Raw genomic sequence first — 25681 nt, forward strand, 5'->3', positions numbered from 1 at the left:
CCGAATACTTAAAATCCGACAAAACCCTCACTCTTCTGCGGGCTTCAGCGTTTTTCACGGCCGACGCGCTGGGATCAGCCCGATCTTTTCATAATGCCGGATCATCCGCTGCGAGACACCGCTCCGATCCGCTGCCTGACCGATGTTCATGTCGTGCGCGCCTCCAGTCGTACGGCGTTCAGACGCAGCGCATTCGCCACCACGGTAAAGGAGGACAGCGCCATCGCCGCGCCGGCGAACATCGGCGAGAGGAGAATGCCGGTAACCGGATACAGCACGCCGGCGGCGATCGGTATTCCGACGCCGTTGAACAGGAAGGAGAAGAACAGGTTCTGACGGATGTTGGCCATCGTAGCGCGGGCGAGACGCCGCGCGCGGACCATCGCGGACAGATCGCCTTTGGTGAGCGTCAGCCCCGCGCTCTCGATCGCGACGTCGGTGCCGGTCCCCATCGCTACCCCGACATCTGCTGCCGCAAGCGCCGGAGCGTCGTTGATGCCGTCGCCCGCCATCGCCACCACCAATCCCGCCGCCTTAAGCTCGCCGACGATCCTGGCCTTGTCCTCCGGCCTGAGATCGGCATGGACCTCGTCGATTCCGCCGATCAGCCTTGCCACAGCCTCGGCCGTGCTGCGGCTGTCGCCGGTGAGCATGACGATACGCAGCCCCTCGGCATGGAGCGACGCGATAGCGTCGCGTGCCGACGCCTTGATCGGATCGGCCACCGCGATCAGCCCTGCGGCGACGCCGTCGATCGCGACGAGCATCACACCGCCGCCATCGGCCCGATATCGCCCCGCTAGCGCTTCCAGCGCGCCGGAATCTGCCCCGATGCGGCGCATCTGCGCGGCGTTGCCGACGACGACGTTGCGGCCGTCGACACGGCCGGTGATGCCCATCCCGGTCTGTGACTGGAAGTCCTCCACCGGTGCGATCGCGAGCCCGCGCTCTCTGGCGCCGGTGATGATCGCGACCGCCAGCGGGTGCTCGGATCGTGCCTCGACTGCGGCTGCCGATGCGAGGACGTGATCTGCGTCGAAGGCGCCCTGCGGCTGGACCGCGACCAGCCTGGGCTTGCCCTCAGTCAGCGTACCCGTCTTGTCGATCACCAGCGTGTCGACCTTGTCGAGGGCCTGGAGCGCCTCGGCGTTCTTGACCAGCACGCCGGCCCGGGCGCCGCGACCGGTGCCGACCATGATCGACATCGGCGTAGCGAGCCCCAGCGCGCAGGGACAGGCGATGATGAGGACGGCGATGGCGTTGAGCAGGGCATGGCCGAAGCGCGGTTCCGGGCCGACAAGGTTCCAGACGATGAACGTCGCAAGCGCGATCAGCACGACCAGGGGCACGAACCAGCCCGAGATGCGGTCCGCCACCGCCTGGATCGGCGCGCGGCTGCGCTGCGCTTCGGCCACCATCGACACGATCCGCGCCAGCATCGTTTCGGCGCCGACCGCCTGCGCCTGCATGACGAGGCTGCCGGTGCCGTTGACGGTCCCGCCGGTGAGCGCCGCTCCGGGCGTTTTCAGCACCGGCGCCGGCTCGCCGGTCAGCATCGATCCGTCGACCGACGAGCGTCCATCCAGCACGGTTCCGTCCACCGGAACGGCTTCGCCGGGACGCACGCGCAGGCGATCGCCCTTCACGACCTCGTCCAGTCCGATCTCACGGTCTTCGCCGTCGGTGCCGATCCGCCATGCCACCTTAGGCGCGAGGTTCAGCAGCGCGCGGATCGCGCGGCCGGTCGCGGCACGCGCGCGCAGCTCCAGAATCTGACCGAGCAGCACCAGCGCAACCACGACCCCGGCCGCCTCGTAATAGACCGGGACCATGGCGCCATGCTCGCGCAAGGTGGCGGGGAATATGCTTGGTGCGACCGTCGCCACCACGCTGTAGAAGAAGGCCGCGCCGACCCCGATCGCGATCAGGGTGAACATGTTGTAGTGGCGGCTCTTGAGCGACGCCCAGCCGCGCTCGAAGAACGGCCAGCCTGCCCACAGCACGATCGGCGCCGTCAGCACGAGTTGCACCCACGGCGACCAGCGCATCGGCACGAGATGCAGGCCCAGCATCTCTCCGCCCATCGAGAGCAGCAGCAGCGGCACGGCCAGCACAACACTCACCCAGAGGCGGCGGGTAAAATCCGTCAATTCTGGATTAGGACCGTCCTCGGCCGCTGGTTCGACCGGCTCCAGCGCCATGCCGCAGATCGGGCAGCTGCCGGGTTCGCTGCGCCGGATCTCCGGATGCATGGGACAGGTCCATGTCGACGCCGAAGACGGCAGCGCGGCGGTTGCCACCGGGGCCTCTCCAGCGGTGAACCTGGCGGGGTCGGCAACGAACCTCGCGCGGCAACCTGCGCTGCAGAAGTGATAGGCCGTGCCGCCATGTTCCGCATGGTGCGCGGTCGCCGCCGGGTCGACCAGCATGCCACAGACAGGGTCCTTCACAGCGGCAGGGGTGGCACTCTTCCCCGAACAACAATGGGCGCCATGGGCCTCGGGATGGTTCATCGCGGTGCTCCTTTGCAACCCAGATAAGGTCTGACACCATGTCAGGGTCAAGGCCTTTGATTGAGATCGCCATCACAGCGGAAGTATCGCCTGACCCTGACACAGCATCATAGCACTGATGCCGGCCCAGCCCTGTAACCACTACTACGCTGGCGTAGTCGCTGCACTTCTTGAGAGAAGATGGCGGCCCACGACGGTGCATGTCGGGGCACACCCGATGATGATGATGATGCTGAGCACTATATCTGCGCTGTAGCGCTACGATAAGACAGGTAACGCTCATTTGTGAATTTAGAGTGTGGGCGGCGCAGGACCGATCGTTTCGATGCAGCCGACAAGTCGGCAACGCACCTTGTTTCCTCCTTGAGCGATGCGATGGACGATACCGAGCATGTGGTTCTGTTTGCAAGTTGTGACATAATCACTCAAAATCGGCGTGGGGGCAAGCGGAGTGACTTGCCATGGCGCATGACGACGACACAGTGCATTACGATGGCCCCTCTGGTGGCTTCGGTTCGCTCAAAGGCGTGGCGCGAATCTTCGGTAGGGAATGGGCGACGCCCATGGCGCTCGAGACGTTGCGCCGTCAAAACAAGCCCCGCGGCTTCATGTGTGTTTCGTGCGCCTGGACCAAGCCTGAGCACCCTCATCCGGCCGAATTTTGTGAGAATGGTGCGAAGGCGACGCTATGGGAACTGACGACGCGCACCTGCGAGCCGTCATTCTTCGCGAACCACACTGTCAGCGAACTCAAAGACTGGAAGGACTATGATCTCGAACAGACCGGGCGACTGACCCACCCGATGCGCTATGACCGGGCGAGCGACAGGTATGTCCCGGTGAGCTGGGAAGAGGCCTTTATCGCGATTGGCGCGGAGCTGAAGGCGCTCGATCCCAAATCAACCGTCTTCTACGCGTCGGGTCGCGCCAGCTTGGAAACGTCGTATCTCTATGCGCTATTCGCGCGACTCTACGGGCACAACAACCTGCCCGACAGTTCGAACATGTGCCACGAGACGACCTCGGTTGGGCTGAAGAAGGTGACGGGATCGCCGGTCGGCACCTGCCAGCTCAGGGATTTCTCCTTGTGCGACGCGATCTTCTTTTTGGCCAAAACACCGGCGCCAACAGCCCGCGCTTCCTTCACACACTCAAGGATGCAGTCGAACGCGGGTGCAAGATTGTTACCTTTAACCCGGTGCGCGAGAAGGGTTTGGTCGAGTTCGTCGATCCGCAAAACCCGTTGCAGATGATCACCCAGAAGCCGACCGAGATCTCGTGCCTCTATTACCAGGTCAGGCCCGGCGGCGACATCGCGGCTATCATGGGGATGATCAAGCACGTCCTGGCAGTCGAGGAGCGGCAATGGGCCGAAACCGAGCATCACCTGCTCGACGTCGATTTCATTGCCCAGCACACGCACGGCTTCGACGAGATGGTCGCCAAGGTGAGGGCGACCTCGTGGGAGGAGATCGAGGCGGAGTCGGGACTCTCCCGCGCCGATCTGGAGGCCGCAGGCCAAGTCTATTGCGACGCGGGCAAGGTCATCGGCATCTATGGCATGGGACTGACGCAGCACGTCCATGGTTCTCAGACGATCGGCATGCTGGTCAACATGCTGCTGCTGCGCGGCAATATCGGCGTCGAGGGTGCCGGCATTTCGCCGGTGCGCGGCCATTCCAACGTGCAAGGACAGCGAACTGTCGGCATCTCCGAGAAGCCCGAACTTGTGCCGTACGACTATCTCAAACGGATTTTCGATTTCGACCCGCCGCCCGAAAAAGGCGTGAACACGGTCGAGGCCTGCGAGGGCATCGCCAACGGCACCATTCGGGCCTTCATCGGCTTGGGTGGTAACTTCGTCCGGGCGATCCCCGAGCGTGAGAAGATGGAGGAGGCCTGGACGCGCATGCGCCTCACCGTCCAGATCGCCACCAAGCTCAATCGCAGCCACCTGATCAATGGTGAAATAGCCTATCTGCTTCCCTGCCTCGGTCGATCGGAAGAGGACGTCCAGGAAAGTGGCCCCCAGAGCGTCACCATGGAGGATTCGCTGTCAATGATCCACGGATCGGTCGGCAAGCGGAAGCCCGCCAGCGAACATCTACTGTCCGAACTGGCGATCGTCGCCAGCATCGCCAAGGCCACGCTGCCACCCAAGCCGACGATCAAGTGGGACGAATGGGTCGGCGACTACGGCAAGGTCCGCGACCTGATCGAGGCGACTTATCCGGACAAGTTCAAGGATTTCAATGCGCGGATGTTTACGCCCGGCGGCTTTTTCAAAGGCAATCAGGCGCGCGAGCGGATCTGGAGGACCGAGAGCGGAAAGGCGGAGTTCACCACACCGACGACGCTGAGCGCGATAGGCGTGCCCGACAAACGGGGACGCTACCGTCTGATCACGATGCGCTCCAACGACCAGTTCAACACGACGATTTATGGCTATTCGGATCGCTTGCGCGGGATCGAGGGTACGCGCGACGTGCTGCTCATGAGCCCTAAGGAAATAGCCGCGGCCGGGCTACAGGAAGGACAGGTCGTCAGTCTCGCTAGCGACGCCGACGACGATGTGCATCGACAGGTGGATGGGCTGACGATTACGCCGTTCGACCTTCCGGATGGTTGCCTTGGCGCATACTACCCGGAGATGAACCCGCTGGTGCCGCTCTGGTATCACGATAAATTGTCGAAGACCCCAGCGGCGAAGGGGGTTCCGGTGCGGATCGTGGCGGAGGTGAGCGTCGGCGGGCCGGCGGGACGGTCGTAGGGCCGATGCCAGGACATCGTCTAATCGCATTGGCGCTCAGTCTGCCTCTGCTGCTCGGCGGTTGCGCCGCACTTCAGCTCGGCGTGGTGAACCACGCCGGGCCGGTCGCGGCAGAGCAGTGGCACTTGTACCTCGTCGTCGGCGCCGTGCTGGTCTTCGTCGCAGGGCCAGTGCTGCTACTTGTGCCGCTGATCGCCTGGCACTACCGGCGATCGAACAAGGGCGATGCCTATCGACCCGATTGGGGCTTCTCCTGGCCGCTGGAGATCCTCGTCTGGGTCCCGCCGATCGGCATCGTCATCGGACTTGCTTTCCTGCTGTGGAGCGCGACCCACCGGCTCGATCCCTATCGCCCGCTCGCAAACCCCCAGCGCCCTCTCGAGGTACAGGTCGTGGCTCTAGATTGGAAATGGCTGTTCATCTACCCCGAAGCAGGAGTCGCGACCGTGAATCGGCTCGTTATACCGGTCGGTCGGCCGGTCCACCTCAGCCTGACGAGCGGAACCGTGATGCAGTCGCTCCTCATTCCGCAACTCGCCGGACAGATTTACGCCATGGCCGGCATGACTACTCACCTCAACTTCGCCGCCAGCCGCCCCGGCGTGTTCCGTGGCGAGAACACGCAGTTCAACGGCCGCGGCTTCCAGGACCAAAAATTCAACGTGGTGGCGACCGATCCCGCCGCTTATGATCGATGGGTCGCCCGCGTGCGGGCTGGCGGGCGACCGCTTGACAGGGCAGCCTTGACGCGGATCACGGCGCGGTCGGTGATGCCGACGCCGCAGCTCTTCTCGCGCGTTCCCCGGGCTTGTTCCGGTCGATCATGGCCACCAGCACGCAGGAGAGCCCCCGTTGAGCACACCCGTTTGGCCAGCGGTCCTGGGCCGCTTCGAATGGCATGACTTGCCCCTCGTGCGGGCCTGGCAGGAGCCGACGATCAACGAACTGATCGGCGCGAGCGCCGGGGCGATGGTGGTGATCGGCGCGCTCGCGGTCGCGGTGCTGCTGACGGTGACGGGACGCTGGCGCTGGCTGTGGTCCGAATGGCTCACCAGCCTCGATCACAAGAAGATCGGCATCATGTACGTCGTGATCGCTTTTGTAATGCTGTCGCGCGCGTTGATCGAGGCCAATCTGATGCGGCTGCAGCAGGCGAGCGCGATCCAGGCGCCCGGGATCGTCGCGCCCGAACATTTCGCCGAACTATTCAGCACGCACGGCTCGATCATGATCTTCTTCATGGCGATGCCGTTCCTGACCGGAGTGATGAACTATCTCGTGCCACTACAGATCGGCGCGCGCGACGTCGCCTTCCCGCTGCTCAACGCGATCGGGCTGTGGCTGACCGGAGCGGGTGCCGCGCTGATGATGATCAGTCTGGTGATCGGTCGCTTTTCGACTGGCGGGTGGAGCGGGTATCCGCCGTACACCGAGACCGGCTTCAATCCCGGCGTCGGACCCGATTACTGGATCTGGGCGGTTACGCTCGGTTCGATCGCCTCGACCATCGCCGGAATCAACATTGCCGCCACCATCTACAAAATGCGGTGCCCCGGCATGCGCCTGATGCGGATGCAGATGTTCTGCTGGACGAGCCTGTGCACAGCGATCCTGATGGTGTTCGCGATGCCGCCGCTAACCGTCGCTACCGCGCTCCTCGCGCTCGATCGCTATTTGGGCTTCCACTTCTTCACCAATGCGCTCGGCGGTAACATGATGAACTATGTTAACCTTTTTTGGATGTTCGGCCATCCGGAGGTGTATATCGTCATCCTGCCCGCGTTCGGGATCTGGTCGGAGGTCGTATCGACCTTTTCCTCCAAAGAGCTGTACGGCTATGTCTCGCTCGTGATCGCCACCATGGCGATCGCGGTGCTGTCGTTCACGGTATGGCTGCACCATTTCTTTACCATGGGGCAAAGCCCCAGCATCAACGCCGCCTTCGGAATCGCGACGATGATGATTGGCGTGCCGACCGGCGTGAAAATCTACAACTGGATCTGGACGATGTTCCGCGGGGAGGTGCGCTTCACCGTGCCGATGCTTTACGCGCTTGCTTTCATGATGACCTTCGTCCTGGGCGGCCTCACCGGCATTATTCTGGCCTTTCCGCCGCTCGACTATCTGGTCCATAATACGACTTTTCTTGTCGCTCACTTTCATAATATGCTGGTCCCCGGCACGCTCTACGGCCTGATCGCGGCATATACTTTCTGGTTCCCCAAGGCGTTCGGATTTCGGTTGGACGAGCGCTGGGGGCGCGTTGCATGCGGGTGCTGGGTCGTCGGTTTCTATCTCGCCTTTATGCCGCTTTACGTGCTCGGCGCGGCGGGTCTGGCGCGGCGCACGCAAGCGGTGATGGAGCCTTCCTATCGCCCGTGGCTCTACGCCGCCGAATTAGGGGCGGTCATCCTGTTCTGCGGCATGATCGCGCTGGTGGTGCAGCTGTGGGTGAGCATCCGCGACCGCGCTGCCAATCGGGTGGCCGTGGGCGACCCGTGGGACGGGCGCGGGCTAGAATGGTCTATCCCAGCGCCGCCCCCGGAGTATAATTTCGCGCATGTGCCGCACGTCGAGCAGCGCTACGCTTTTTACGACGACAAGCGCAAGCATGCCCCCTATGCGCGGCCGCCGCACTATCATGCGATCACGATGCCGAAGAACAGCGCGGTCGCACCGATCCTCGGCGTCGCCGGCACCGCCACGGGTTTCGCGCTCGTCTGGTACATGTGGTGGCTGGCGATCCTCGGGTTCTTGATCGTCGTCGCCACGGTCATCGCGCGCAGCTTCGCCCGCAACACTGAGCGCCTGATCCCCGCGGACGAGGTTGCACGTATGAACGAAGCCTGGCTCGGGGCGATTGCGCGGGCACGTCCAGTCCTGCGCGAACTCGAGACCAGTCCCGCGAACCAGGGGCTCGCCAAGGTGCGTGCATGAGCGCCAGCGATGCCGTCCATGCCGGGCTCAACCTCGGCGATACCGATCGCGAGACGCACGCGTCCGCAGGCACCGACCTGTTCGGATTCTGGATGTTCCTCATGAGTGACGCGGTGGTCTTCGCGCTGCTCTTCGCAACCTACGGCGTCATGCTGCCCGCAACCGCTGGCGGCCCGACGCCGGCCAGCGTGTACAAGATGGGGCCTACCTTCCTCGAGACGCTGCTCTTGCTCACCAGCAGCCTGACCTATGGGATGGCGTCCGTGGCGATGAAGTATGGCGCATCGAAGGTGCGTATCGGCGCTTGGCTAGCGGCAACGCTAGTCCTGGGGTTAATGTTCCTCGGCCTCGAAATGCACGATTTCGCCGACATGTTCGCGCACGGCGCCTATCCAGCGCGTAGCGGCTATCTCTCCGCCTTGTTCGGTCTTGTCCCGCTACACGGCCTACACGTGTTGACGGGCAGCCTTTGGCTGGCGGTAATGATGGCGCAACTGCTCATCTTCGGCGTCGATGCTCGAGTGAAAATCAACCTGCTTCGCCTCGGGCTCTTCTGGCACTTCCTCGATGTCGTCTGGATCGCAATCTTCTCGACGGTCTACCTGCCGGGGCTGACCCGATGAGCACGCGCCACGATGAGCGGCGACGTGAGGTCCGCACCTATCTGGTCGGTTACGCTGCCGCGCTGGGGCTGACTGGGGCCGCTTTCGCCGCTGTGCACTGGCGGGTAGCGGAAGCGCCGAAAGTGATCGCGCTTGTTCTGGCGCTGGGACTGCTGCAGATAGTGGTGCAATTCCGCTGCTTCCTCCACATCAGCCTAGCCCGTTCGTCGCGGGACGACCTTCAGCTCATTCTGTTCTCGGCGCTGATCGTTGCACTGATGGTCGGCGGCACGGTCGTGATCCTGTTCAACCTGCACGGCAGGATGATGTGACCTCGCGTTTGAACCGAAATCACATTCGTTCCTTGATCCTGCTGCGCACCAGCCACCAGTTCACCGGAAAGCTGGTGGCGAAGCCAGCGATCATTGCAACCTGCATCACGAACCAGAAGACGACGCTGTCGACCGGCGCGAGCCCGCCGTAGCCCGGCCGTAACCAGGCGAACTGGGCGAGCGCCATCGCGCCATACATGCCGACCTGCCACGCTGAGATCGAGAGCACGTCGGCCTTGGTCGCTTGCAGGATGCCTTCTCGCACCGACAAATCGCGCATCGGCTTGATCGTGAAATACTGGAACGCGATCCCCAGCAGGAAGGCGAGGATATAGTCGAAGAGCCAGACCGCGAAGGTCTTCTCGGCGAACAGGCTGCCCCAGCCGAACAGCGCCGCTACCGAAGGTATTGCGAAGGCGAGCCACTCGGCAATGAGGTCGCCGATCGTGCAGCCTGCGCCGCAATGACTTGCCCCTTTCGCGACGCTCACCGCCATCGGTGGCTGGTGGCCTTCGCGACCAGCGCGCCCGTAGCGACGGTAGAACCAGAGCCACACGAGGCTGCCGAACAACATGGTCACGGGCCAGACCAAGTTCATGATCCACATCTTCTGCGGGCGTCGCAGCACGTCGACCGCGACGATTAGGCAGCAGGCCGCGCCGACCAGCAGCGAGACGCTCGCGAGTGATGTCAGCCAAGTCGGAAAGGAAGCGGTCACGGCAACCTCCTTTTGTGCGTTGGTCGTCATCGCTGTAATGGACAAGCCATTGCCGACGACGAAGTTTCATGTCGCGAGTCGAATTCGTTAGGAAGCGGCTCCGGTGGCGCGCTGCGCCGATCTGGTCGAGCACATGGAGAGATAAGATGCTCGAGACGAACCTCGCCAGTCTGGGACTGCTGTTGATCGTCGCGTCGCTGGTCGCGATGGTGTCCCGCCGGATCGGCCTGCCCTATACCGCAGGTCTCGTACTTGCCGGCGTGGCGTTAGCCTATCTGCCGATCGGCAACGAACTGCCGCTTTCCCGCGAGTTGATCTTCAACATCTTTCTGCCACCTCTCATTTTCGAGGCCGCGCTGCAGTTGAGATGGACACAATTTCGTGAGCAGATGCCGTTGACGATCACCCTGGCGTTCCTGGGCGTCGCCATCGCCGCCACGTTGGTCGCTGCCGGCATGCATTGGCTGTTGGGCTGGAGCTGGCTCGGGGCGAGTTTCTTCGGCGTACTGATCGCTGCAACCGATCCGGTTTCGGTGATCGCAGCGTTCAAGGAAATGAAGGCGGAGCCCCGGCTGGGCATTGTGGTAGAGGCTGAGAGCCTGCTCAACGACGGGGTCGCCGCGGTTGGGTTCGGCATTCTGATGGGGCTGGCGGGAGGCGAACCGTTCGCGCCAGCGCAGGCGCTCGGGACGCTGGCCTGGACCGTCATTGGCGGCGTCGCCATCGGCGCGGTAATCGGCTTGGCAGTCCTGCGTGTCGCGGGGCGTACCAGTGATCATTTGGTCGAAATCACGCTGACCACGGTCATCGCGTGGGGCGGCTTCCTGGTCGCCGAAGAGCTGCATGCCTCAGGTGTGTTCGCCGCGCTTGCCGCCGGCCTGATCGTGGGTGGATATGGATGGTGCCGGGCGATCTCGGAGGATGGGCAGTCGCATGTTCTGGGCTTTTGGGAATATGCGGCCTTCCTCGCGAACTCCTGTTTGTTCCTGCTCATCGGCAGTCACGAGGCGCACCAACCAATCACGTTCTTTTCCGGAGCGCTGGTGGTGGCGATCGCGCTGACGTTGCTGGGGCGCATGGCCGCCGTCTATCCACTCGCCGTCTTATTTGCGCGTACATCCTTGAAATTGCCAGAGACTTATCAGCACGTGCTCGTCTGGGGCGGCCTGCGCGGCGCGGTCGGCCTGGCACTTGCCCTTTCCGTACCGGAGGCGGTCGCGGAACAGCAGGAAATCGTCGTACTGACGTTCGGAGTTGTCGCTTTTTCGATCTTCGTGCAGGGACTCACGATGCCCCCGCTGCTCCGACGTTGGAAATTGACCGAAGGTTGATCATTCCGCCGACGATCGGACGATCCATGACCGGTGCTTGCCGCCGGCTTGGTATGGCGTCTTTCGCGTCCGTGAATCCAATTGATCAATTAACTGGCATCCCTCGAATGGGCTAACATAAGATGGTTCAATCTTTTTTCCTGAACCAACAAGCCGGCGTCGGGTTATTACACGACGACACATTCGAGCGGAGACGGCGATTGGCCTCCACCACCGAGAACGGCAATAGCGCTGATACGTCAAGGCCGGGGCGATCCTCCCACAGTGTCGCCGCCATGATCGTCGGCGGCGTGACCGCGCTGCTCGGGCTGGTGCTGACGATCGGCGGCGGATGGTTGATAGCGGTCGGCGGGTCGCCTTACTACCTCGTCACCGGCGTTGCCATGGTCGCCTCGGGCTGGCTGATAATTCGGCAGCGCCTGCTCGGCGTCTGGCTCTATGCTGCGATCGTCGCGGTGACGATCGTTTGGGCGTTCTGGGAGGTCGGTACGAATGGTTGGGCGCTCGTGCCCCGGGTCGTCGCGCCGCTCGTACTGCTGATGGCGGTGTTGTTGGTGGCGCCGCTACTGTCCACCGCGCGGTGGCGCTGGCCGTTAGCGCTCGGCGCGATTGCCCTCGTCATCGGCGTCACCGCGCTCACCGGTGTCATCCTCGGGAACATCAATCGTCATCAGATCCTTGCGGCGCTGCCGGTGGTCGGCGCGGGGATGGCGGATTCTGCGGGGATGGAAGCAGGGTCGGACTGGCCCGCATATGGAGGCTCCTATAGCGCGCGCCGCTTCACCCCGCTCAGCCAGATCACGCCCAGCAATGTCGGCAAGTTGGAGCGGGCATGGATGTTCCACACCGGCGATCTGCCCTCCGCCGAGGCAAAGAACACCTACGGCGCGGAGAATACGCCGCTAAAGGTCGGCGACACCTTGTACGTATGCACGCCCAAGAGCATGGTCATCGCGCTTGAGCCGTCCACGGGTCGGCAACGATGGCGGTTTGACCCACACGTTCCCGACACCGCCATTCCTTACACCGCCGCCTGTCGCGGCGTGAGCTACTATGAGGTGCCCGGCGCGACTGCTGGGCAGCCGTGCGGGGCTCGGATCATCTGGGGCACGCTCGACGCGCGTATCTTCGCGATCGATGCGCAGACGGGGCGCCTTTGCCAGAATTTCGGCAGTAATGGTCGCGTCGATGCCAAGATCGGCATGGGAAAAACGCCGCCGGGCTTCGTTTCGATCAACTCGCCGCCCACGATCGTGCGCGGCGTGGTAGTAACCGGGCATCAGGTGCTCGATGGGCAGGATCGCTGGGCGCCCTCGGGTGTCATCCAGGGATTTGACGCCGTGACCGGTCGGCTTCGCTGGGCGTGGGACATGATGCATCCCGACTGGCACGCATACCCGCCCGCCGGGCAGATCTGGGCACGCGGCACTCCGAACATGTGGACCATCGCCAGTGGCGACGAATACCTCGGCCTAGTGTATCTGCCGATGGGAAATGCGGCGGCCGATTATTATAGCTCGCTTCGCCGTCCACCGGAAAATGAGTTCGCCACTTCGCTGGTCGCGCTAGACGTAACCACCGGCAAGCCGCGCTGGCACTTCCAGGCGGTGCGCAAGGACGTCTGGGATTATGATTTCGGCGCGCAGGCCACGCTTGTCGACTATCGCGGCACGCCCGCGCTGGTCCTGCCTAGCAAGCAGGGAGACATTTACATCCTCGACCGACGGACTGGTCGTGCGCTGACCCCGATCGGCACGATCCGCGCACCCGGTGGCGGCGTGGAGCCGCAGGAGCGGGCACCGACCCAGATCGTCTCGCGCTGGCATACTCTGCGCAAGCCCGCGCTTACCGAGCGCGACATGTGGGGTATGTCGCCGATCGACCAGATGATCTGCCGCATCCAGTTCAGAAAGGCGAGCTACAAAGGCTTCTTCACGCCGCCCGAAAGTGACCGGCGCTCGATAACCTACCCCGGCTATAATGGCGGGACAGACTGGGGTGGGATCGCGATAGACCCGCGGCGCGGGGTCATCGTCGCCAACTATAACGACATGCCAAACTATACCCGTCTAGTGCCAAGAGCGAAGGCGAACAAGCTGGGTTGGGCACCACGAAATCAGGCTCGCGGCGACATCGGCGGCGCGGAAGGGGCCGGCGATCCGCAGGCGCATACGCCATATGCGGTGGACGTGAATGCCGGGTGGCGGATGAAGTTCACTGGCATGCTGTGCAAGCAGCCGCCCTATGGGGGCATTCGTGCGATCGACATGGCGACGGGTAAGACGATCTGGGATCGCCCCTTCGGCACCGCTCGGACGAATGGTCCGTTCGGCATTCCCTCGATGCTGCCGCTGACCATCGGAACGCCGAACAATGGTGGTTCGGTGGTCACAGCAAGCGGGCTGATCTTCATCGCGGCGGCCACCGACAATCTCATTCGTGCCATCGATCTTCGCTCGGGCGAAACGCTTTGGACGAAGAAACTGCCTGGCGGCGGGCAGGCAACACCGATGGTGTATGAGGCGGGAGGGCGTGAATATCTGGCCATCTATGCTGGCGGGCATCACTTCATGGAAACGCCGGTCAGCGATCAAGTAATTGCTTATGCGCTTCCTTCAAGCGGAACCAATTAGTGGTCTGAGCTCGCGATGCGCCACAGGGCCGGTGGTGGTGACACCCGGCACCGCGAAGTACTAGTGGGAGGAATCTAACACTTGATGCCCGCGCCTGACGGCGGCGATGATCTTATCTGGGTCTGCGGTCCAGACGAATGGCTTTGGGCTTTCATTGTGCTCGACAAGGAAGCGGTTGATGGCCGCCTGGAGGTCGATGAGCGAGTGGAAGACGCCGCGTTTGAGACGGCGGTTGGTCAGCTTGGCGAAGAAGCCCTCAACGGCATTCAGCCATGAGCATGAGGTTGGCGTAAAGTGGAAGGTAAAGCGCGGGTGGCGGCCGAGCCACTCGCGCACTTTGGGATGCTTGTGGGCAGCGTAGTTATCGAGGATGACGTGGATCGCCTTTCCTGCGGGCACCTGTGCTTCGATCAGGTTCAGAAAACGGATGAATTCCTGATGACGGTGCCGCTGCATGTTGCGGCCGATTACGGTGCCATCGAGCACGTTGAGCGCAGCAAAGAGCGTGGTTGTGCCATTGCGCTTGTAATCGTGGGTCATGGTTCCGGCCCGTCCCTTCTTGAGCGGGAGGCCAGGCTGCGAGCGATCGAGCGCTTGGATTTGGCTTTTTCGTCGAATGACAGCACGATCGCGTGCGCGGGCGGCGAGACATATAGCCCGACGACATCGCGAAGCTTTTCGACAAACTTCGGATCATTCGATAGCTTGAATTGGCGAACGCGGTGGGGTTGCAGGCCATGAGATCGCCAGATCCGCTGCACCGAACTGACGCTGATCCCAACCTCGCTCGCCATCATCAGCGCCGTCCAATGGGTGGTCTCGCCGGGCGGATCTTCGAGCGTCCGAGCAACGACCCGGTCGGTCACCTCGGGAGCCAAGGGCGGGATCCGCGACGGACGGGTCTTGTCGCGAAGCAGTCCTTCGACTCCTTCTTGCATGAAGCGCTCTTGCCATCGCCATACGCAGGTCTTCGAAGTCCCAGTTCGCCGCATGATCTCGTTGGTGCCGACACCCTCGCTCGTCAGGACCACGATCTCGGCGCGCCATGAATGCTTCTGCGCCGAGTTGCGGTCCTTGATGATCCGATCGAGCCGGTCTCGGTCGCATGGGGAAAGGCTGATTGAGATACCGCTGCGCATCCACCCTCATCGCACAACCGGCAAGCTTCGGGAATCCACTTCAGGACTCTTCTGTCAGACCTTGACCACTAGTGCGCGCGCGATCGGTCGCTGTTCGGAAAACAGCAGCCAGAAGCGCCGCGCGAAAACCATCAATGAATCCGGCGTCGCCTCCTCCATCGCAAGTTCGCCCAGATACGCGCTCTTGCGTGATGCCGGCATCGACCGAGCATCAGCGTCAAGGGCGAGCCGTGCGTGCTCGAGACCTTTCACCGTCACGAACGCAAGCCACGGTCCCTCTCGGCCGAGTTCCCTGAGCTTGACGATGCCGGGTCTGATCATTCCCAATAAGCCCTGCTCGAAGGCTTCGGGAGACACCATGCCATAATGGTCCGATCGCCATGGGCCCTTCGTTTCAAGGCGATCCACAGCTGACTGCGGCGGTGTGCCGATGGTCCAACCGATGTCGAGATGGCCTCCCCAATGATTGAGCACATAGGAATCGACGACAGTGTCGAATAAATTACCGTCCTTGCCGTCTTTGAGCGGCGAGTGCGCGATGAGACCTTCAAGGCTGGGAATGAAATCGTAGCCACGGGTCCGGAACGGTATGAGCGCATTCTTCCGAGTGATCGGAAGGTCGACACGCTCAACGAAATAGCTGCGCGGGACGAGCGAGACGATACAGCGCGGCGATGCATTGAGACGGAACGGCATGTCGCGCCCCTTCGATCTTCGGATCGCGGCCTGATGCAGGCGCCGAAGCCTTGGGAAGAGCTGCTCATTGGCGTTAAAGGCGTCGCGCAACTCGCCTGCGTCCATCTCGTACTTCCCGGCGCTGTTACGATTGTAATAATATCGGTGCGTGTCGTTCCGAACGGCATGCGGAGCAGCCAGACTGGGCCGGACGCGAAAATGGATGACGTGGCGACCCGCGGCCAACGCGATGAACGCAATCTGGAAAGCGTTCAGTCGCGGTTCTGTTCGATCGCGGATGGCGTTCTCGAAATCGAGACGCCTTGCGTCGAGATCAGCTATTTCGACACCGACGACGGCTTCCGCGACACCCTTTTTATCTGACACTCCGATTAGGAGATCGCCACCTTGTCCGTTGGCAAGCGCGGTCAAATCCCGGACGAGTTCGACCATCGGCCCCTTACCGACGCCAAGTTCGCGCTTGAACTCGAGCGTTCGATGCTCGCTAACGCCCCCGTCGACCAATGCCTGAAGATCGGACGCGTCGATGCGCTCGAACATCTTGTTGATCACGGTCTCATGCTCCCTGCTCGTTTGCGCCGGTGACATCGGCTTGCGGCACGGGCGCAACTATGCATCGACTTATCTCGGTCGGTCGAGACGATATTCAGCGTCGGGCACATCGACCTTCCAGCAAGCCTTGGGCACGGCGATGAATTCTTCTTCGTTTCGATCGAGGCGACAGTAGATCTCATCAAGGCCGACGGTCGCCGCGTAGACCGCCAAATTCGTCTGATCGTAAAAGGCAGCCTTGTGCGCTGCGTAGTAGATCGCTTTATCCAGCGATGGGGTCCACGACATGCCCATGCTGTGCGACGGCCCGGCGCATCCGCGAAACAGACTGACCCGCCCGGATTTCTTGATGTTTACGCTGTCGTCTACGGGCTTCAGCGCACGCAACTTCCCCGTGTCACACAGATCGAAGATGGTTTTCACGATCGCAAACCCGTGATCGGCGAAATGGCTCTTGGAAATATAGGCATCGATCCAGGCCTCTTCGAGGAGTCCGATCGCGGCGAGCATCATGTGATTGCGCACGATGAAATCGAAGCCCTGCGAGGGAATATATCCGTGAAAATTCTCCCTCCGGTCTATGGCGGCGGACACACGCTCGATGTCCGCAGGCTCGAGGCCGGCATAGTCCAGGCCGCTGTGGCTCAATGCCTGCCCGCCAGTGCCCCGGCTGCTGACGCGGTGATGGTCCAGACCGTCTCTCGCTGGGCTCCGCGATTATGATGATCGACGCGGAAGCCCGGATAGTGGCGCCGTATCAACCCGGCGCGCACGAGGTTGGAGACCGCGCGACTGACGTTGCAGCGACCGGACCGGCGTACCCGTTCGCGCACCTCATCTTCAATCATCCGCTCAGCGGCCTTCGCGTCGCTCGGCAGCATTTTCATCCTAACGAGCGCCGATCGGACCTCTTCGACGATCGCGATGCGTCGTGCATCCCGCTTCGCCATCGGCTCAAGGGAATCGCACAGCCTATGCCGCAGTGGGATGCGTCGCTCCTGGTCTAGGACATAGGGGCGGGGACTCCCGCTGTTGCTGTTCGCCCCCTTTGCGATAAGGTTGAGGACCATGAACGTGTAGCGAGGGCGCGGCGAAACATCGGCGATCAGCTCGGGCAGATCGAAGCCTTCCCGAAGGTCGGGTCCTGCCGGCTCCGCGGTATCGAAAAGATCAGCCTGAAGGATCATATGCGGAATCTACGCGCGCCCGCGCGCGATGTGAATCCTAGATCTCGATCAGGCTGCAGTTTTTTCACCTGTGACACTTCACCGGGGCCGGCCGCATCGGGGCGGAGGCACCCTTCCATTACGATCGCTGCGCCAGTCGGCACCACAATTCGGCGAATTCGGTGGGGACGTCCTGCCTGTTTGATACCGCTGCCTCGCTCCTCCTTTATATGTTGCGGGTGTTCGGGCGCTTCACCGCCTACCATTCGCGCGCAATTGGGGCGAAGGCCTGACCGCATCGGCCGACGGTCAGTTCTTCCGCACTGGCCGGATCCGCTCGGGCGCGGCCGAAATCAACGCCAAGTACGGCCATGAGCCCGGCGTTAAAATCTACTAGCACTTGTCCGACCATTTTGCCTCTTTCAGTTCGCGCATCATGTCAGCCACCGCCAGCGAAGCAGCCTATGTGCTCGACGGCTTGATGCTTGGCGCGCGCGAATTGCCGTTGCAGGAGCTGTACACCGACACCGGAGGCGCAACGGATCACGTATTCGGTTTATGCCACTTGCTTGGATTCCGCTTTGTCCCGCGAATGCGCGACCTTGCGGACCGGCGCCTCGGTGCTGTTGCCGCCAGCTCGACCTACAAAGGCATTGAGTGCCTGTTTGGCCAGTCCATCAGGGTCGGCGCGATCGAGGCAGAATGGGACGATCTGGTTCGCATGGCGGCATCGATCCGGGAAGGGACGGTCGCGCCATCGGTCATACTGCGCAAACTTTCCGCTTATCGCCGGCAGAACAAACTTGACCTCGCCCTTCGCGAACTCGGCCGGATCGAACGGACGCTATTCACACTCGACTGGCTGGAACAGCCCAACTTGCGCCGCGCCTGCCAAGCTGGATTGAACAAAGGGGAAGCGCGGCACGCCTTGGCTGACGCCATCTACACTAACCGCCAAGGCCGGTTCACCGACCGCACGCTCGAAAACCAGCAATACCGAACCTCGGGTCTCAACCTGCTCATCGCCGCCATTGCATACTGGAACACCCTCTATCTTGGCCAGGCTGCAAATCACCTCCGCTACGCGGGTTTGGAGGTCGACGAGATCACTACTCGCGCACGTTTCTCCCTTGAGCTGGTCGCACATCGGTCTGACGGGTGACTACCTTTGGGAGGATGCCTCGTTCAGCACTGTCAGCGGGTACCGACCACTCTACGACCCCAGTGGCCGGCTGCGGCTAGTCGCATAGAGTGTTCATCATATGTCCGGCTTAGCGTTGTCTGGCGAACAAATCTTGAGGTGGGCCCTTGCGCTTCGTCATGCCGGTTCCCGTCCACAAAAGGTCATCTGCGCCTATGGACAGCCATGAGTAAAGAGACATAGTATGTGGACGGATGTCGATGCGGCCAAGCGGCTGCCCTCCATAGCGTCCACAGAACGACCGTTTGGGAGACGCACGGCATGGGCAGAATATTGGGCTACGCCCGGGTCAGCACCGGCGATCAGGACGTGGCGGGCCAGACCATGCGACTGGAGAAGGCTTGCGCCATCAAGGTGTTCACCGACGTCATGTCGGGCAAGAGCATGGAGCGCCCCGGTCTGGCCGAGTTGATCGCTTATGCTCGCAAGGGCGACACGCTGGCGGTGGTCCGCCTCGATCGGCTTGGGCGATCGCTGGCCGAACTGCTCGCCACGGTCGAGACGCTTCGCGCCCAAGGCATTGCGCTCTTGAGCCTTGAAGAAAAGATCGACACATCGTCGGCCGCCGGCGAACTCATCTTCCATGTGTTCGGGGCAATTGCCCATTTCGAGCGGCGGCTCATCTCCGAGCGGACAAGGGACGGCATCGCGGCCGCACGCGCCAAGGGCAAGCAGCCTGGCCGTCAGCCGCTCGACATGTCCAAGGTGGATGCGGCCATCAAACTGGTTGAAGCCCGCATCTCACCGACTGAAGCAGCGCGGCAACTCGGCATCGGCCGATCGACCATCTATCGTGAAATGCGCCGTCTTGGCGTGGAAAGGCCTGCCTGAATGTCCAGATTGAAATCCGCTCACGATCTCTCCGGACTGATGAAGTATATGGGACGTGCGCCCTGGGACGAGATGATGGACGAGATGCTGTTCGCGCATCTTGGCCCGGCATGCGAGGCAACGGATCTTGAGCCTGATGATATCTTCGACGTCATCGGCGACCATTGGCAAGGCCAGCTGTGGGGCTGTGCTTTCGAAGACTTGCTCACACAGGAACTCGAGCCTGAAGGTCTCAATCTCGTCGACGAGTATCTCAAGCGCCGGGGCTGGAACGAGAAAGCGCCGAACAAGGCCTACATGCGCGCATTGCGCGATACGGTGATGTCGCTCTATGAAGTCAGCGAGGTCGTTCCCGGCCAGTCAATGACTTTGCGGGATCTGTTGCGGGATGTTGCGCCAGTCACAGTGCGCGAGCACAGCGCTACACAGACCCTTGTTAATTGGGACAAGATCGCTGCACGGGTGATCGATGTGAACGGGCGCCATGGGATTTCCGGCGCACTGCTGCCGTTCAGCGCGGATGGAGCAGGAAAAGTGCTGGAGGCTTTTTCCCAACTTGAAAACGATGGGCCAGGTACTGGCAGACTGTCCCCTTCCGAAAGGGACGGCCTCCTGAAAGCGTCAGGCCCGATTTTCACGAATATCTGGCTTCTGGACAGTTTGGGCAAGGCCATACCCGGCAGCGTGCCTGATATGGTCAATGCCGATGGCGATGATCTTGTGTTCCACCGTATCGTGTTCCCCCTGACGAAGGGCGTGATCGGCAAAAGCGTGGTTCGCAGGCTGAACGCGGCGCAATGGCTGGAACCTGCGAGCGACACATTCTGGAACTGGCTGGCGCCAGTGACGAAAAACAGGAAACCACGAACGACCAAAGGCGGGCAGGCTTTTGTGACAACCATGGAGGACGGCACACCTGTTTTTGCCAATGTCGAACTGTTGGGTCGCAAACTGATCGTTGAGGTCAATAGCGCCGCCCGCGCAGAGCAAGCGATCACGCAGATGCGCGAATGGCTCGGTGATTGCGTGAGCACACCTATGACCGAAATTCGGACCATGGCCCAGTTCATGGCCGATGACGCCGCCCGCGCTCCGCAGGAAGAGGCACTCGATATCCCGCCGGACGAAATGGAGCATATCGTTCATGCGATGCTGACACGCGAATATACCAAAACGCTTGATGAAGCGGTGCCCTCCCTTGGCAACAAGACACCGCGCGCTTTGGCTCGCACGAAGGCGGGCCGGGCGAAAGTTGCTGACTGGCTGAAATATATAGAGAATGGTGCGGCAAAATCCGGAGTTGGCGAGCCAATGGCCACCTATGATTTTACATGGATGTGGCAAGAGCTGGGCCTCATAGACCTCCGGCGTTGACCGCAATCACACCGCCGTTCTGGTATTGTTCGCCCTTAGCGTTGTCTGGCGTACCATCCACGCTATGCCCTCAAGCTGTTGGAAGTGAGTTGCTCTTCCTATCCATGAAAACCCTGAGCCAGCTGCGAGCGCCTCCTGAGAGGCTCAGCCGTCATGGGTCCCATGAACTTGCGAAAGCTTATGCCAGCCGCATCCTCTGGGCCGGTGGGAGGGTAGGGTCGCAGGCGGCAACTTGTGCGCGACGGCTATGATCGACCAAGCCAGATCCTCGGCGCATGCCGGCACTGCATTCACGGGCAGCGACATCCGGGTAGCAGCCGTTCGACGGCTGCTACCAGGTCGGCCTGGCGGTAGGGCTTGTCGAGAACCTCAGCGAACAGATCTCCATGCTGCCGCGCGATGTCGCCTTGCGCGCCGCTGACCAGGATGATCGGGATGTCTGAAATTTCCTGGTCGGCCTTGATCGCCTGGGCGAGTTCAAGGCCGGTCATGATTGGCATCATGAAATCGGTAATCAGTAAGGCCGGACGGCGCGTGCGGATTCGTTCGAGCGCTTCCTGGCCATGAGACGCCAGTGTTGTCTCGTGCCCTTCATCCTCGAGGATGTCGGCAAGCATTGCTGCCAACAGATACTCATCATCCGCAACGACTATCAGTGCCATGGTTGTGTGCCTCTGCCCAGCGCTATCATGGCGGGTTAACTGGCGGCTGCGGCGGAAGCGGCGGACCCCTTCGGTTTCAAGCGCCCCGCCTCCTCGATCTTAAAACCGTCAGGGGCAAAGGCGTATTGCCGCGGCGCAAAATCGAACACGCTTTCGCGCATTTTCTGGATCGAGATGGAGCGCCGTAATTCATGGTTCTCTTCAAATTGTCGCAGGAGAACAAGGTTGTCGAGCACCGCAGACACTTGCCCGAACGGGGCATGGACCTCTGGCGCGAGAATCTCCCGGGTTTCCCAAGTCGCCATTGTCGTAACCCCTAGCGAACGAAGTTTGTTCGTGAGGGTTGCAAAAAATTCGAGCAATCTGTCGCGATGCACCGCAGCCCGCTCAAACCCCCCGAGTCCGTCGATGAAGAGGCGCTTCACCTGCCGCTCCTGGACCTCGTCGATCAACTCATGCGCAAGCCGGTCGATCAGCTGTTCCCCGAGCGCCCGGTTGCGTATGGTCAGACTGGAGCTGTCCGGCTCCGGCAGAGGAATGCCCAAGCTGGCTGCCTTCGTTCGGAGCCGCTGTTCATTTTCGAAAAACCCGAAATGAAGAGCAGGTTCATCGGCTGTTCCCTTGGCGAGGAAATGCAGACCCAGCGTGGTCTTGCCACTACCTGTCGGTCCCGCAACCAGCGTGATCGATCCCGCAGGAAGCCCTCCTTCCATCAGATCGTCGAGAAACACCAGGCCGGTGCTCATTCGTGCGGAGGGCAACTCACAGGCGGCCGGCGCCTCGGCAAACACCGTCTCGATCCTGGGGTAGACGGTGATTCCGCGTCGATCGATCTCGAACTTGTGCAGCCCGCCGAGCGCCTTGCTGCCGCGGGACTTGCGCACCTGCAACTGGCGGACCGTCCTTACGCCGGCCAGCATGTCACCCATTTCGATTACGCCATCGACCATCGTGTGCTCGGGACTGGTTTCCTCCAGACTGGCACTCGTCAGGAACAGCACCGTGCAACCCACGAATGCGGCCTGCCCCTGCACTTCGGCCACGAAGGTCTTGACGTCGAAATCGGTGTCAGCGCGATCGCGCGCGTTCAATAGGCCGTCAAAAACCAGCAGCGTGGCTTTCCGGCGCTTGGTTTCCCGGCGAAGCAGTTGAACCACCGCATCGAGGCCTTCCTCTCGCATGGTCTGGAACACGCTCACGTACGATATGTCTTTTCCGAGCCGCTGGGCATCGAAAAAGTCCAGCGTTCCCAACGCCTGAAACAACCGGTCATGGCTTTCCGACAGCAGCGTGACGAACAGCACGCTGCCGCCGCCGGCCGCATGATGGAACGCGATCTGGTTCGACAGGATGGTCTTGCCGGCACCGGGACGGCCCTGGACAATGTACGACGCACCTTTGATGAGCCCCCCATCGAGGATCTGGTCGAGACCCTTGATTCCGCTCGCAATCCGCGAGAACTCCTCCACTGCCGACACTCCTGCCTGAACGCCTAAATCTGATCCGGACCCGTCATATCGCTGCGCGTGCGATGGGGAAGCCCAAAAACACCAGAGCCGTATCTGATTACGCCGCCGAGCTGGACAGGAATGCCCGCATCTGCGGCAGGCATCGCAAGGGGCGGGGGCTTTCCCCACGCCCTCCGGCGTTTGGGACGAGCCTAGGGGCGTTCTTCACGAGAAGCAAAACGCAGGCCCTGAGCATCACCTACCTTCGCTTCGCCGTCGAATAATCTGTCAAGACGCGCATGGATGTCGTGACGGTACTGCTGCACGGTCATTGACCTCGGCGCATTGACCTCGAGCTCATCAGCAATCGATGCCTTGATGCGGCCAATCGCGTCGTCTGGAAGCAGGCCTGCACTGCGCAGTTCGCGACAAAGCTGGACGACGCCGACCGCGGTGGCCTGCGCGCGCAGACCCACGTTGGTGAGGTCATCGTGCATCTTCTCTTTTCCGGATCTTGCCTTCACTGTTCGTTCTCCCAGCTTCCGGCGGCACACACGCGCGTTTGATGGCGCTGGGCTACCGCCTCCATCGACGAAGGTTTGACGGCCCGCTCAAGCCGCTTTGAGCGGCTCCCGAGGGACCGACGGCTTCTCACCAATCTCTACTTCGAATCTCGCGCAATGCGCCAGTACGAAGCCGGTTACTTGCCGTTCACACCGTCGAGCGGCAAATCCACGATAACGAGGCCTCGGATGGGATCCCGGTGTTCGGGTTGAGATCACTGCTTTTTGAGGGTAGGCGCAGCCCACAGGCGTTCAACGAGCCGATCCTCATGATGGCTCGGGATTTCCAGGTACCCACTACGCGAGCGTAGTCGCCGGTGCGAACAGAGGTCCAGTCAAACCCCGGAAAGGTGACCATGTTTCGACGGATTATCAGATACCTCCGCAAAGCATTGGCCACGCCTTGGTTCTGTAACGCCAGAAGCGCTGAGTGCTCATTTCATCGACGGTGCGCCGACTGCCGCCGCGAGCAATCCTCGTAATAGGCCGCCCCGTCAGGTCTCTCCAAACAGCGCACGCTGCGAGGCTTCGATCTCCTCGAAATAGCGCCGGCGCGCGTGCCGTTCCGTCCCCACCCCAAGGACCCGCCCGACGCCGTCCACGACCGCCAGTTCGTCCGCCGCGGCAAGGTCGAACGCCTTGAGGGTCGCACGGATGTCCGTCGTCGGTGCCAGCACGTTAGCGAAAGCACCTGCCGTTGCGGCCAGGACAATGGCTATGGCAGCTAACGGGACCGGGTGTCGGCGCAGCAGGGTCCAGGTGGACGTGTCACGCATGGTTGCAGGTCGATTGGGTCGCGCGATGGAAATCTCCGCAGGTCCTGCGATCATGTCGCCGAAGGATACTCATTGCGCGCATGAAGGCCTACCTGGCAAGCCTGCGCTATGCAGCTACGCATGCGGTGTGGACGTCTGCAGGAACCGCTGGGACAGCCCGTGATAGAACCTTTCCTTGCAGACCATCTGGGCCGCGAAATCACCGATCAGGGCTGCACCGAGGGAGCGGCATCATCAGGCCGCGACTTGCGGTCATTTCCGAGATGATCACGGTGCAGAGCCAATTGCGATTTTCATTGCGGGATATGGTAGCCGGTCCGAGCGGATCGTTCTCCGGGTACATGCACACCAGTACCCGGTTTTCCCGACAAGCGGCGTATCAAGCGCAACGTGAACGGTCAGGTGTGCCGGCATCGCGAAACCATTAAGAATCAGCCAAGTGGGTATCACCCGCCATTTGTTGCCGTCCGGCCACAGCGGAATATTGAGTTCGGCTATTTCACTAGCGACCGCCGCACGAACAGCAGCCGGTCGAGCGACCACGCGCCAGCGCCTTGTGCGACCAACGGCAGCAGGATCGCCGCCCAACTGAGATGCGTCGGCCAGGCGTCGGGATAGACGAAGATTTCGATGACCGCCGTCATGCCGAGCAAGGTCAGCGCCGCTGGCCGGGTAAAAAGACCAAGGCCCAAGAGGATCGGGAACAGGTGTTCGCTGTAGGTCGCGGCGTGGGCCGCGATTTCTGGCGGAACGAGCGGCAGCGCATACTCGCTGCGGAACAGCTCATAGGTCCCAGGGGTGATGGTGAGCAACCCCTCTACTTTTGTCCGGCCGGACATGAAGAAGACGGCGGCGATCCCCATCCGCGCGACGAGCAGCAGTAGCGGTTCGGGCAACAGCCGCGTGAGCAGGTCAGAAAGACGGCGGTGCAAGGTGGCGAGCGACATGGGAACTCCGGCTGATGAAGAAGTCCGCGTCCGAGCGGCATCGGCATCGGACGCGGGGGAGAAGACGGCCAAGGTCAGCCTTTGGGCGTCAGCGAACCAACGCCCTTGGGAGTCTTCGTCTTCATGCACGTGCCCGCCTTGACCAGCTTCCAGGCATTGCCCTGGTAATCGAGCTTCGAAGTGCCGGCGCAGCTGGTCCCGGCTCCTGCCTTGCAGTCGTTCTTGCCGGCGAGCGAGACGCCGTAGCACTTCTCCATCGGCTTGTCGGCAGGGGCGGCGGAAGCGCTACCGGCAATGGAAACGGCAAGAGCGGCGGCAAGGGCGGCGTGGGTTCTGGTCATGCGGAAATGTCCTTGATCCGGTGCCTCCCGGCGGCGGGCCATTGGCGCGCGCCGCCGGCAACCCGGTGGAAGCGTTGTTGGCCCGGGTCGCAAAAGGCCATTCGGACGGACGCGGCGGAAAGTTACAGTGGGCCCATTCCGCAATTTCG

General features: G+C 61.9%; 19 protein-coding genes and 4 pseudogenes. 10 read left to right on the forward strand and 13 right to left on the reverse strand.

What is annotated here, in order from left to right; all coding sequences use genetic code 11:
* Window positions 1-66: 66 nt before the first annotated feature.
* Window positions 67-150, reverse strand: a pseudogene (locus KZO24_RS27050) (MerR family DNA-binding transcriptional regulator); the annotation flags it as partial.
* Window positions 147-2513: a heavy metal translocating P-type ATPase gene (locus KZO24_RS27055; RefSeq protein ID WP_486488172.1), complete on the reverse strand. Its 2367-nt coding sequence runs from the start codon at window positions 2511-2513 to the stop codon at window positions 147-149. The gene KZO24_RS27055 and the pseudogene KZO24_RS27050, both read right to left, overlap by 4 nt.
* A 461-nt stretch (window positions 2514-2974) precedes the next feature.
* Between KZO24_RS27055 and KZO24_RS27060 the strand changes: the two are divergent.
* From KZO24_RS27060 to KZO24_RS27080, 5 genes and pseudogenes are all read left to right on the forward strand, one after another.
* Window positions 2975-5283: pseudogene (locus KZO24_RS27060) on the forward strand (FdhF/YdeP family oxidoreductase).
* 29 nt (window positions 5284-5312) lie between these two features.
* Window positions 5313-6185 (forward strand): cytochrome ubiquinol oxidase subunit II family protein, encoded by an 873-nt coding sequence (locus KZO24_RS27065; protein ID WP_486488173.1) that lies wholly within the window; start codon window positions 5313-5315, stop codon window positions 6183-6185.
* The gene (locus KZO24_RS27070) at window positions 6136-8220 is read left to right on the forward strand and encodes a cbb3-type cytochrome c oxidase subunit I (RefSeq protein ID WP_486488174.1); all 2085 of its coding nucleotides are present in this window, start codon (window positions 6136-6138) and stop codon (window positions 8218-8220) included. Before KZO24_RS27065 ends, KZO24_RS27070 begins: the two co-directional genes overlap by 50 nt.
* The gene (locus KZO24_RS27075) at window positions 8217-8843 is read left to right on the forward strand and encodes a cytochrome c oxidase subunit 3 (protein WP_486488175.1); all 627 of its coding nucleotides are present in this window, start codon (window positions 8217-8219) and stop codon (window positions 8841-8843) included. Before KZO24_RS27070 ends, KZO24_RS27075 begins: the two co-directional genes overlap by 4 nt.
* Entirely contained in the window at window positions 8840-9154 is a 315-nt protein-coding gene (locus KZO24_RS27080) for a cytochrome o ubiquinol oxidase subunit IV (RefSeq protein WP_486488176.1), read from the forward strand. Before KZO24_RS27075 ends, KZO24_RS27080 begins: the two co-directional genes overlap by 4 nt.
* A 19-nt stretch (window positions 9155-9173) precedes the next feature.
* On the opposite strand, the gene KZO24_RS27085 is transcribed toward KZO24_RS27080, so the two are convergent.
* The gene (locus tag KZO24_RS27085; protein ID WP_486488177.1) at window positions 9174-9872 is read right to left on the reverse strand and encodes a DUF4396 domain-containing protein; all 699 of its coding nucleotides are present in this window, start codon (window positions 9870-9872) and stop codon (window positions 9174-9176) included.
* A gap of 146 nt (window positions 9873-10018) precedes the next feature.
* On the opposite strand from KZO24_RS27085, the gene KZO24_RS27090 reads away from it, so the two are divergent.
* On the forward strand, window positions 10019-11203 hold the full coding sequence (locus KZO24_RS27090; protein WP_486488178.1) for a cation:proton antiporter: 1185 nt from the start codon (window positions 10019-10021) through the stop codon (window positions 11201-11203).
* A gap of 275 nt (window positions 11204-11478) precedes the next feature.
* The gene (locus KZO24_RS27095; RefSeq protein ID WP_486488417.1) at window positions 11479-13836 is read left to right on the forward strand and encodes a membrane-bound PQQ-dependent dehydrogenase, glucose/quinate/shikimate family; all 2358 of its coding nucleotides are present in this window, start codon (window positions 11479-11481) and stop codon (window positions 13834-13836) included.
* A 60-nt stretch (window positions 13837-13896) separates the two neighbouring features.
* Here KZO24_RS27095 and KZO24_RS27100 read toward each other — a convergent pair.
* The 4 genes and pseudogenes from KZO24_RS27100 to KZO24_RS27115 all read right to left on the reverse strand — a co-directional run bounded on the left by KZO24_RS27100 (window position 13897) and on the right by KZO24_RS27115 (window position 17410).
* Window positions 13897-14975 (reverse strand): annotated as a pseudogene (locus KZO24_RS27100) (IS630 family transposase).
* Between the two features lie 54 nt (window positions 14976-15029).
* A complete protein-coding gene (locus KZO24_RS27105) occupies window positions 15030-16223 on the reverse strand; it encodes an AlbA family DNA-binding domain-containing protein (protein ID WP_486488179.1) in 1194 nt (397 codons plus the stop codon).
* Window positions 16224-16292: 69 nt separating this feature from the next.
* Window positions 16293-16871, reverse strand: a complete 579-nt coding sequence (locus KZO24_RS27110; protein WP_486488180.1) for a hypothetical protein — start codon at window positions 16869-16871, stop codon at window positions 16293-16295.
* Window positions 16868-17410, reverse strand: coding sequence for a hypothetical protein (locus tag KZO24_RS27115; protein ID WP_486488181.1), 543 nt, complete (start codon window positions 17408-17410; stop codon window positions 16868-16870). The genes KZO24_RS27110 and KZO24_RS27115 overlap by 4 nt, the downstream gene beginning before the upstream one ends.
* A gap of 220 nt (window positions 17411-17630) precedes the next feature.
* Here KZO24_RS27115 and KZO24_RS27120 point away from each other — a divergent pair.
* The 3 genes and pseudogenes from KZO24_RS27120 to KZO24_RS27130 all read left to right on the forward strand — a co-directional run.
* Window positions 17631-18639: pseudogene (locus KZO24_RS27120) on the forward strand (Tn3 family transposase); the annotation flags it as partial.
* Between the two features lie 212 nt (window positions 18640-18851).
* Window positions 18852-19421 carry a recombinase family protein gene (locus KZO24_RS27125; protein ID WP_486488182.1) on the forward strand — a complete coding sequence of 190 codons (570 nt, stop codon included), beginning with the start codon at window positions 18852-18854 and terminating at the stop codon, window positions 19419-19421.
* The gene (locus tag KZO24_RS27130; protein ID WP_486488183.1) at window positions 19422-20795 is read left to right on the forward strand and encodes a DUF7986 domain-containing protein; all 1374 of its coding nucleotides are present in this window, start codon (window positions 19422-19424) and stop codon (window positions 20793-20795) included.
* A gap of 290 nt (window positions 20796-21085) precedes the next feature.
* Here the strand turns inward: KZO24_RS27130 and KZO24_RS27135 are convergent, their stop codons facing one another.
* The 6 genes from KZO24_RS27135 to KZO24_RS27160 all read right to left on the reverse strand — a co-directional run bounded on the left by KZO24_RS27135 (window position 21086) and on the right by KZO24_RS27160 (window position 25532).
* Window positions 21086-21457, reverse strand: coding sequence for a response regulator (locus KZO24_RS27135; protein WP_486488184.1), 372 nt, complete (start codon window positions 21455-21457; stop codon window positions 21086-21088).
* 35 nt (window positions 21458-21492) lie between these two features.
* A complete protein-coding gene (locus KZO24_RS27140; protein ID WP_486488185.1) occupies window positions 21493-22926 on the reverse strand; it encodes an RAD55 family ATPase in 1434 nt (477 codons plus the stop codon).
* 191 nt (window positions 22927-23117) lie between these two features.
* Complete coding sequence (locus KZO24_RS27145) at window positions 23118-23402, reverse strand: hypothetical protein (RefSeq protein ID WP_486488186.1); 285 nt, start codon at window positions 23400-23402, stop codon at window positions 23118-23120.
* A gap of 560 nt (window positions 23403-23962) precedes the next feature.
* Complete coding sequence (locus KZO24_RS27150) at window positions 23963-24244, reverse strand: hypothetical protein (protein WP_486488187.1); 282 nt, start codon at window positions 24242-24244, stop codon at window positions 23963-23965.
* A 494-nt stretch (window positions 24245-24738) separates the two neighbouring features.
* Window positions 24739-25191: a DoxX family protein gene (locus tag KZO24_RS27155; protein ID WP_486488188.1), complete on the reverse strand. Its 453-nt coding sequence runs from the start codon at window positions 25189-25191 to the stop codon at window positions 24739-24741.
* A 74-nt stretch (window positions 25192-25265) separates the two neighbouring features.
* Window positions 25266-25532 (reverse strand): BufA1 family periplasmic bufferin-type metallophore, encoded by a 267-nt coding sequence (locus tag KZO24_RS27160; protein ID WP_486488189.1) that lies wholly within the window; start codon window positions 25530-25532, stop codon window positions 25266-25268.
* Between the last annotated feature and the right edge of the window lie 149 nt (window positions 25533-25681).

Source organism: Novosphingobium sp. NFX11, from assembly GCF_057376415.1.

What these genes read in the sequence shown, in the direction of transcription:
- KZO24_RS27115 (WP_486488181.1), bottom strand. Translation starts at nt 17,410, where the DNA reads ATGATCCTTCAGGCTGATCTTTTCGATACCGCGGAGCCGGCAGGACCC.
- KZO24_RS27145 (WP_486488186.1), bottom strand. Translation starts at nt 23,402, where the DNA reads ATGCACGATGACCTCACCAACGTGGGTCTGCGCGCGCAGGCCACCGCG.
- KZO24_RS27150 (WP_486488187.1), bottom strand. Translation starts at nt 24,244, where the DNA reads ATGCGTGACACGTCCACCTGGACCCTGCTGCGCCGACACCCGGTCCCG.
- KZO24_RS27080 (WP_486488176.1), top strand. Translation starts at nt 8,840, where the DNA reads ATGAGCACGCGCCACGATGAGCGGCGACGTGAGGTCCGCACCTATCTG.
- KZO24_RS27135 (WP_486488184.1), bottom strand. Translation starts at nt 21,457, where the DNA reads ATGGCACTGATAGTCGTTGCGGATGATGAGTATCTGTTGGCAGCAATG.
- KZO24_RS27160 (WP_486488189.1), bottom strand. Translation starts at nt 25,532, where the DNA reads ATGACCAGAACCCACGCCGCCCTTGCCGCCGCTCTTGCCGTTTCCATT.
- KZO24_RS27090 (WP_486488178.1), top strand. Translation starts at nt 10,019, where the DNA reads ATGCTCGAGACGAACCTCGCCAGTCTGGGACTGCTGTTGATCGTCGCG.
- KZO24_RS27125 (WP_486488182.1), top strand. Translation starts at nt 18,852, where the DNA reads ATGGGCAGAATATTGGGCTACGCCCGGGTCAGCACCGGCGATCAGGAC.
- KZO24_RS27075 (WP_486488175.1), top strand. Translation starts at nt 8,217, where the DNA reads ATGAGCGCCAGCGATGCCGTCCATGCCGGGCTCAACCTCGGCGATACC.
- KZO24_RS27055 (WP_486488172.1), bottom strand. Translation starts at nt 2,513, where the DNA reads ATGAACCATCCCGAGGCCCATGGCGCCCATTGTTGTTCGGGGAAGAGT.
- KZO24_RS27155 (WP_486488188.1), bottom strand. Translation starts at nt 25,191, where the DNA reads ATGTCGCTCGCCACCTTGCACCGCCGTCTTTCTGACCTGCTCACGCGG.
- KZO24_RS27130 (WP_486488183.1), top strand. Translation starts at nt 19,422, where the DNA reads ATGTCCAGATTGAAATCCGCTCACGATCTCTCCGGACTGATGAAGTAT.
- KZO24_RS27095 (WP_486488417.1), top strand. Translation starts at nt 11,479, where the DNA reads ATGATCGTCGGCGGCGTGACCGCGCTGCTCGGGCTGGTGCTGACGATC.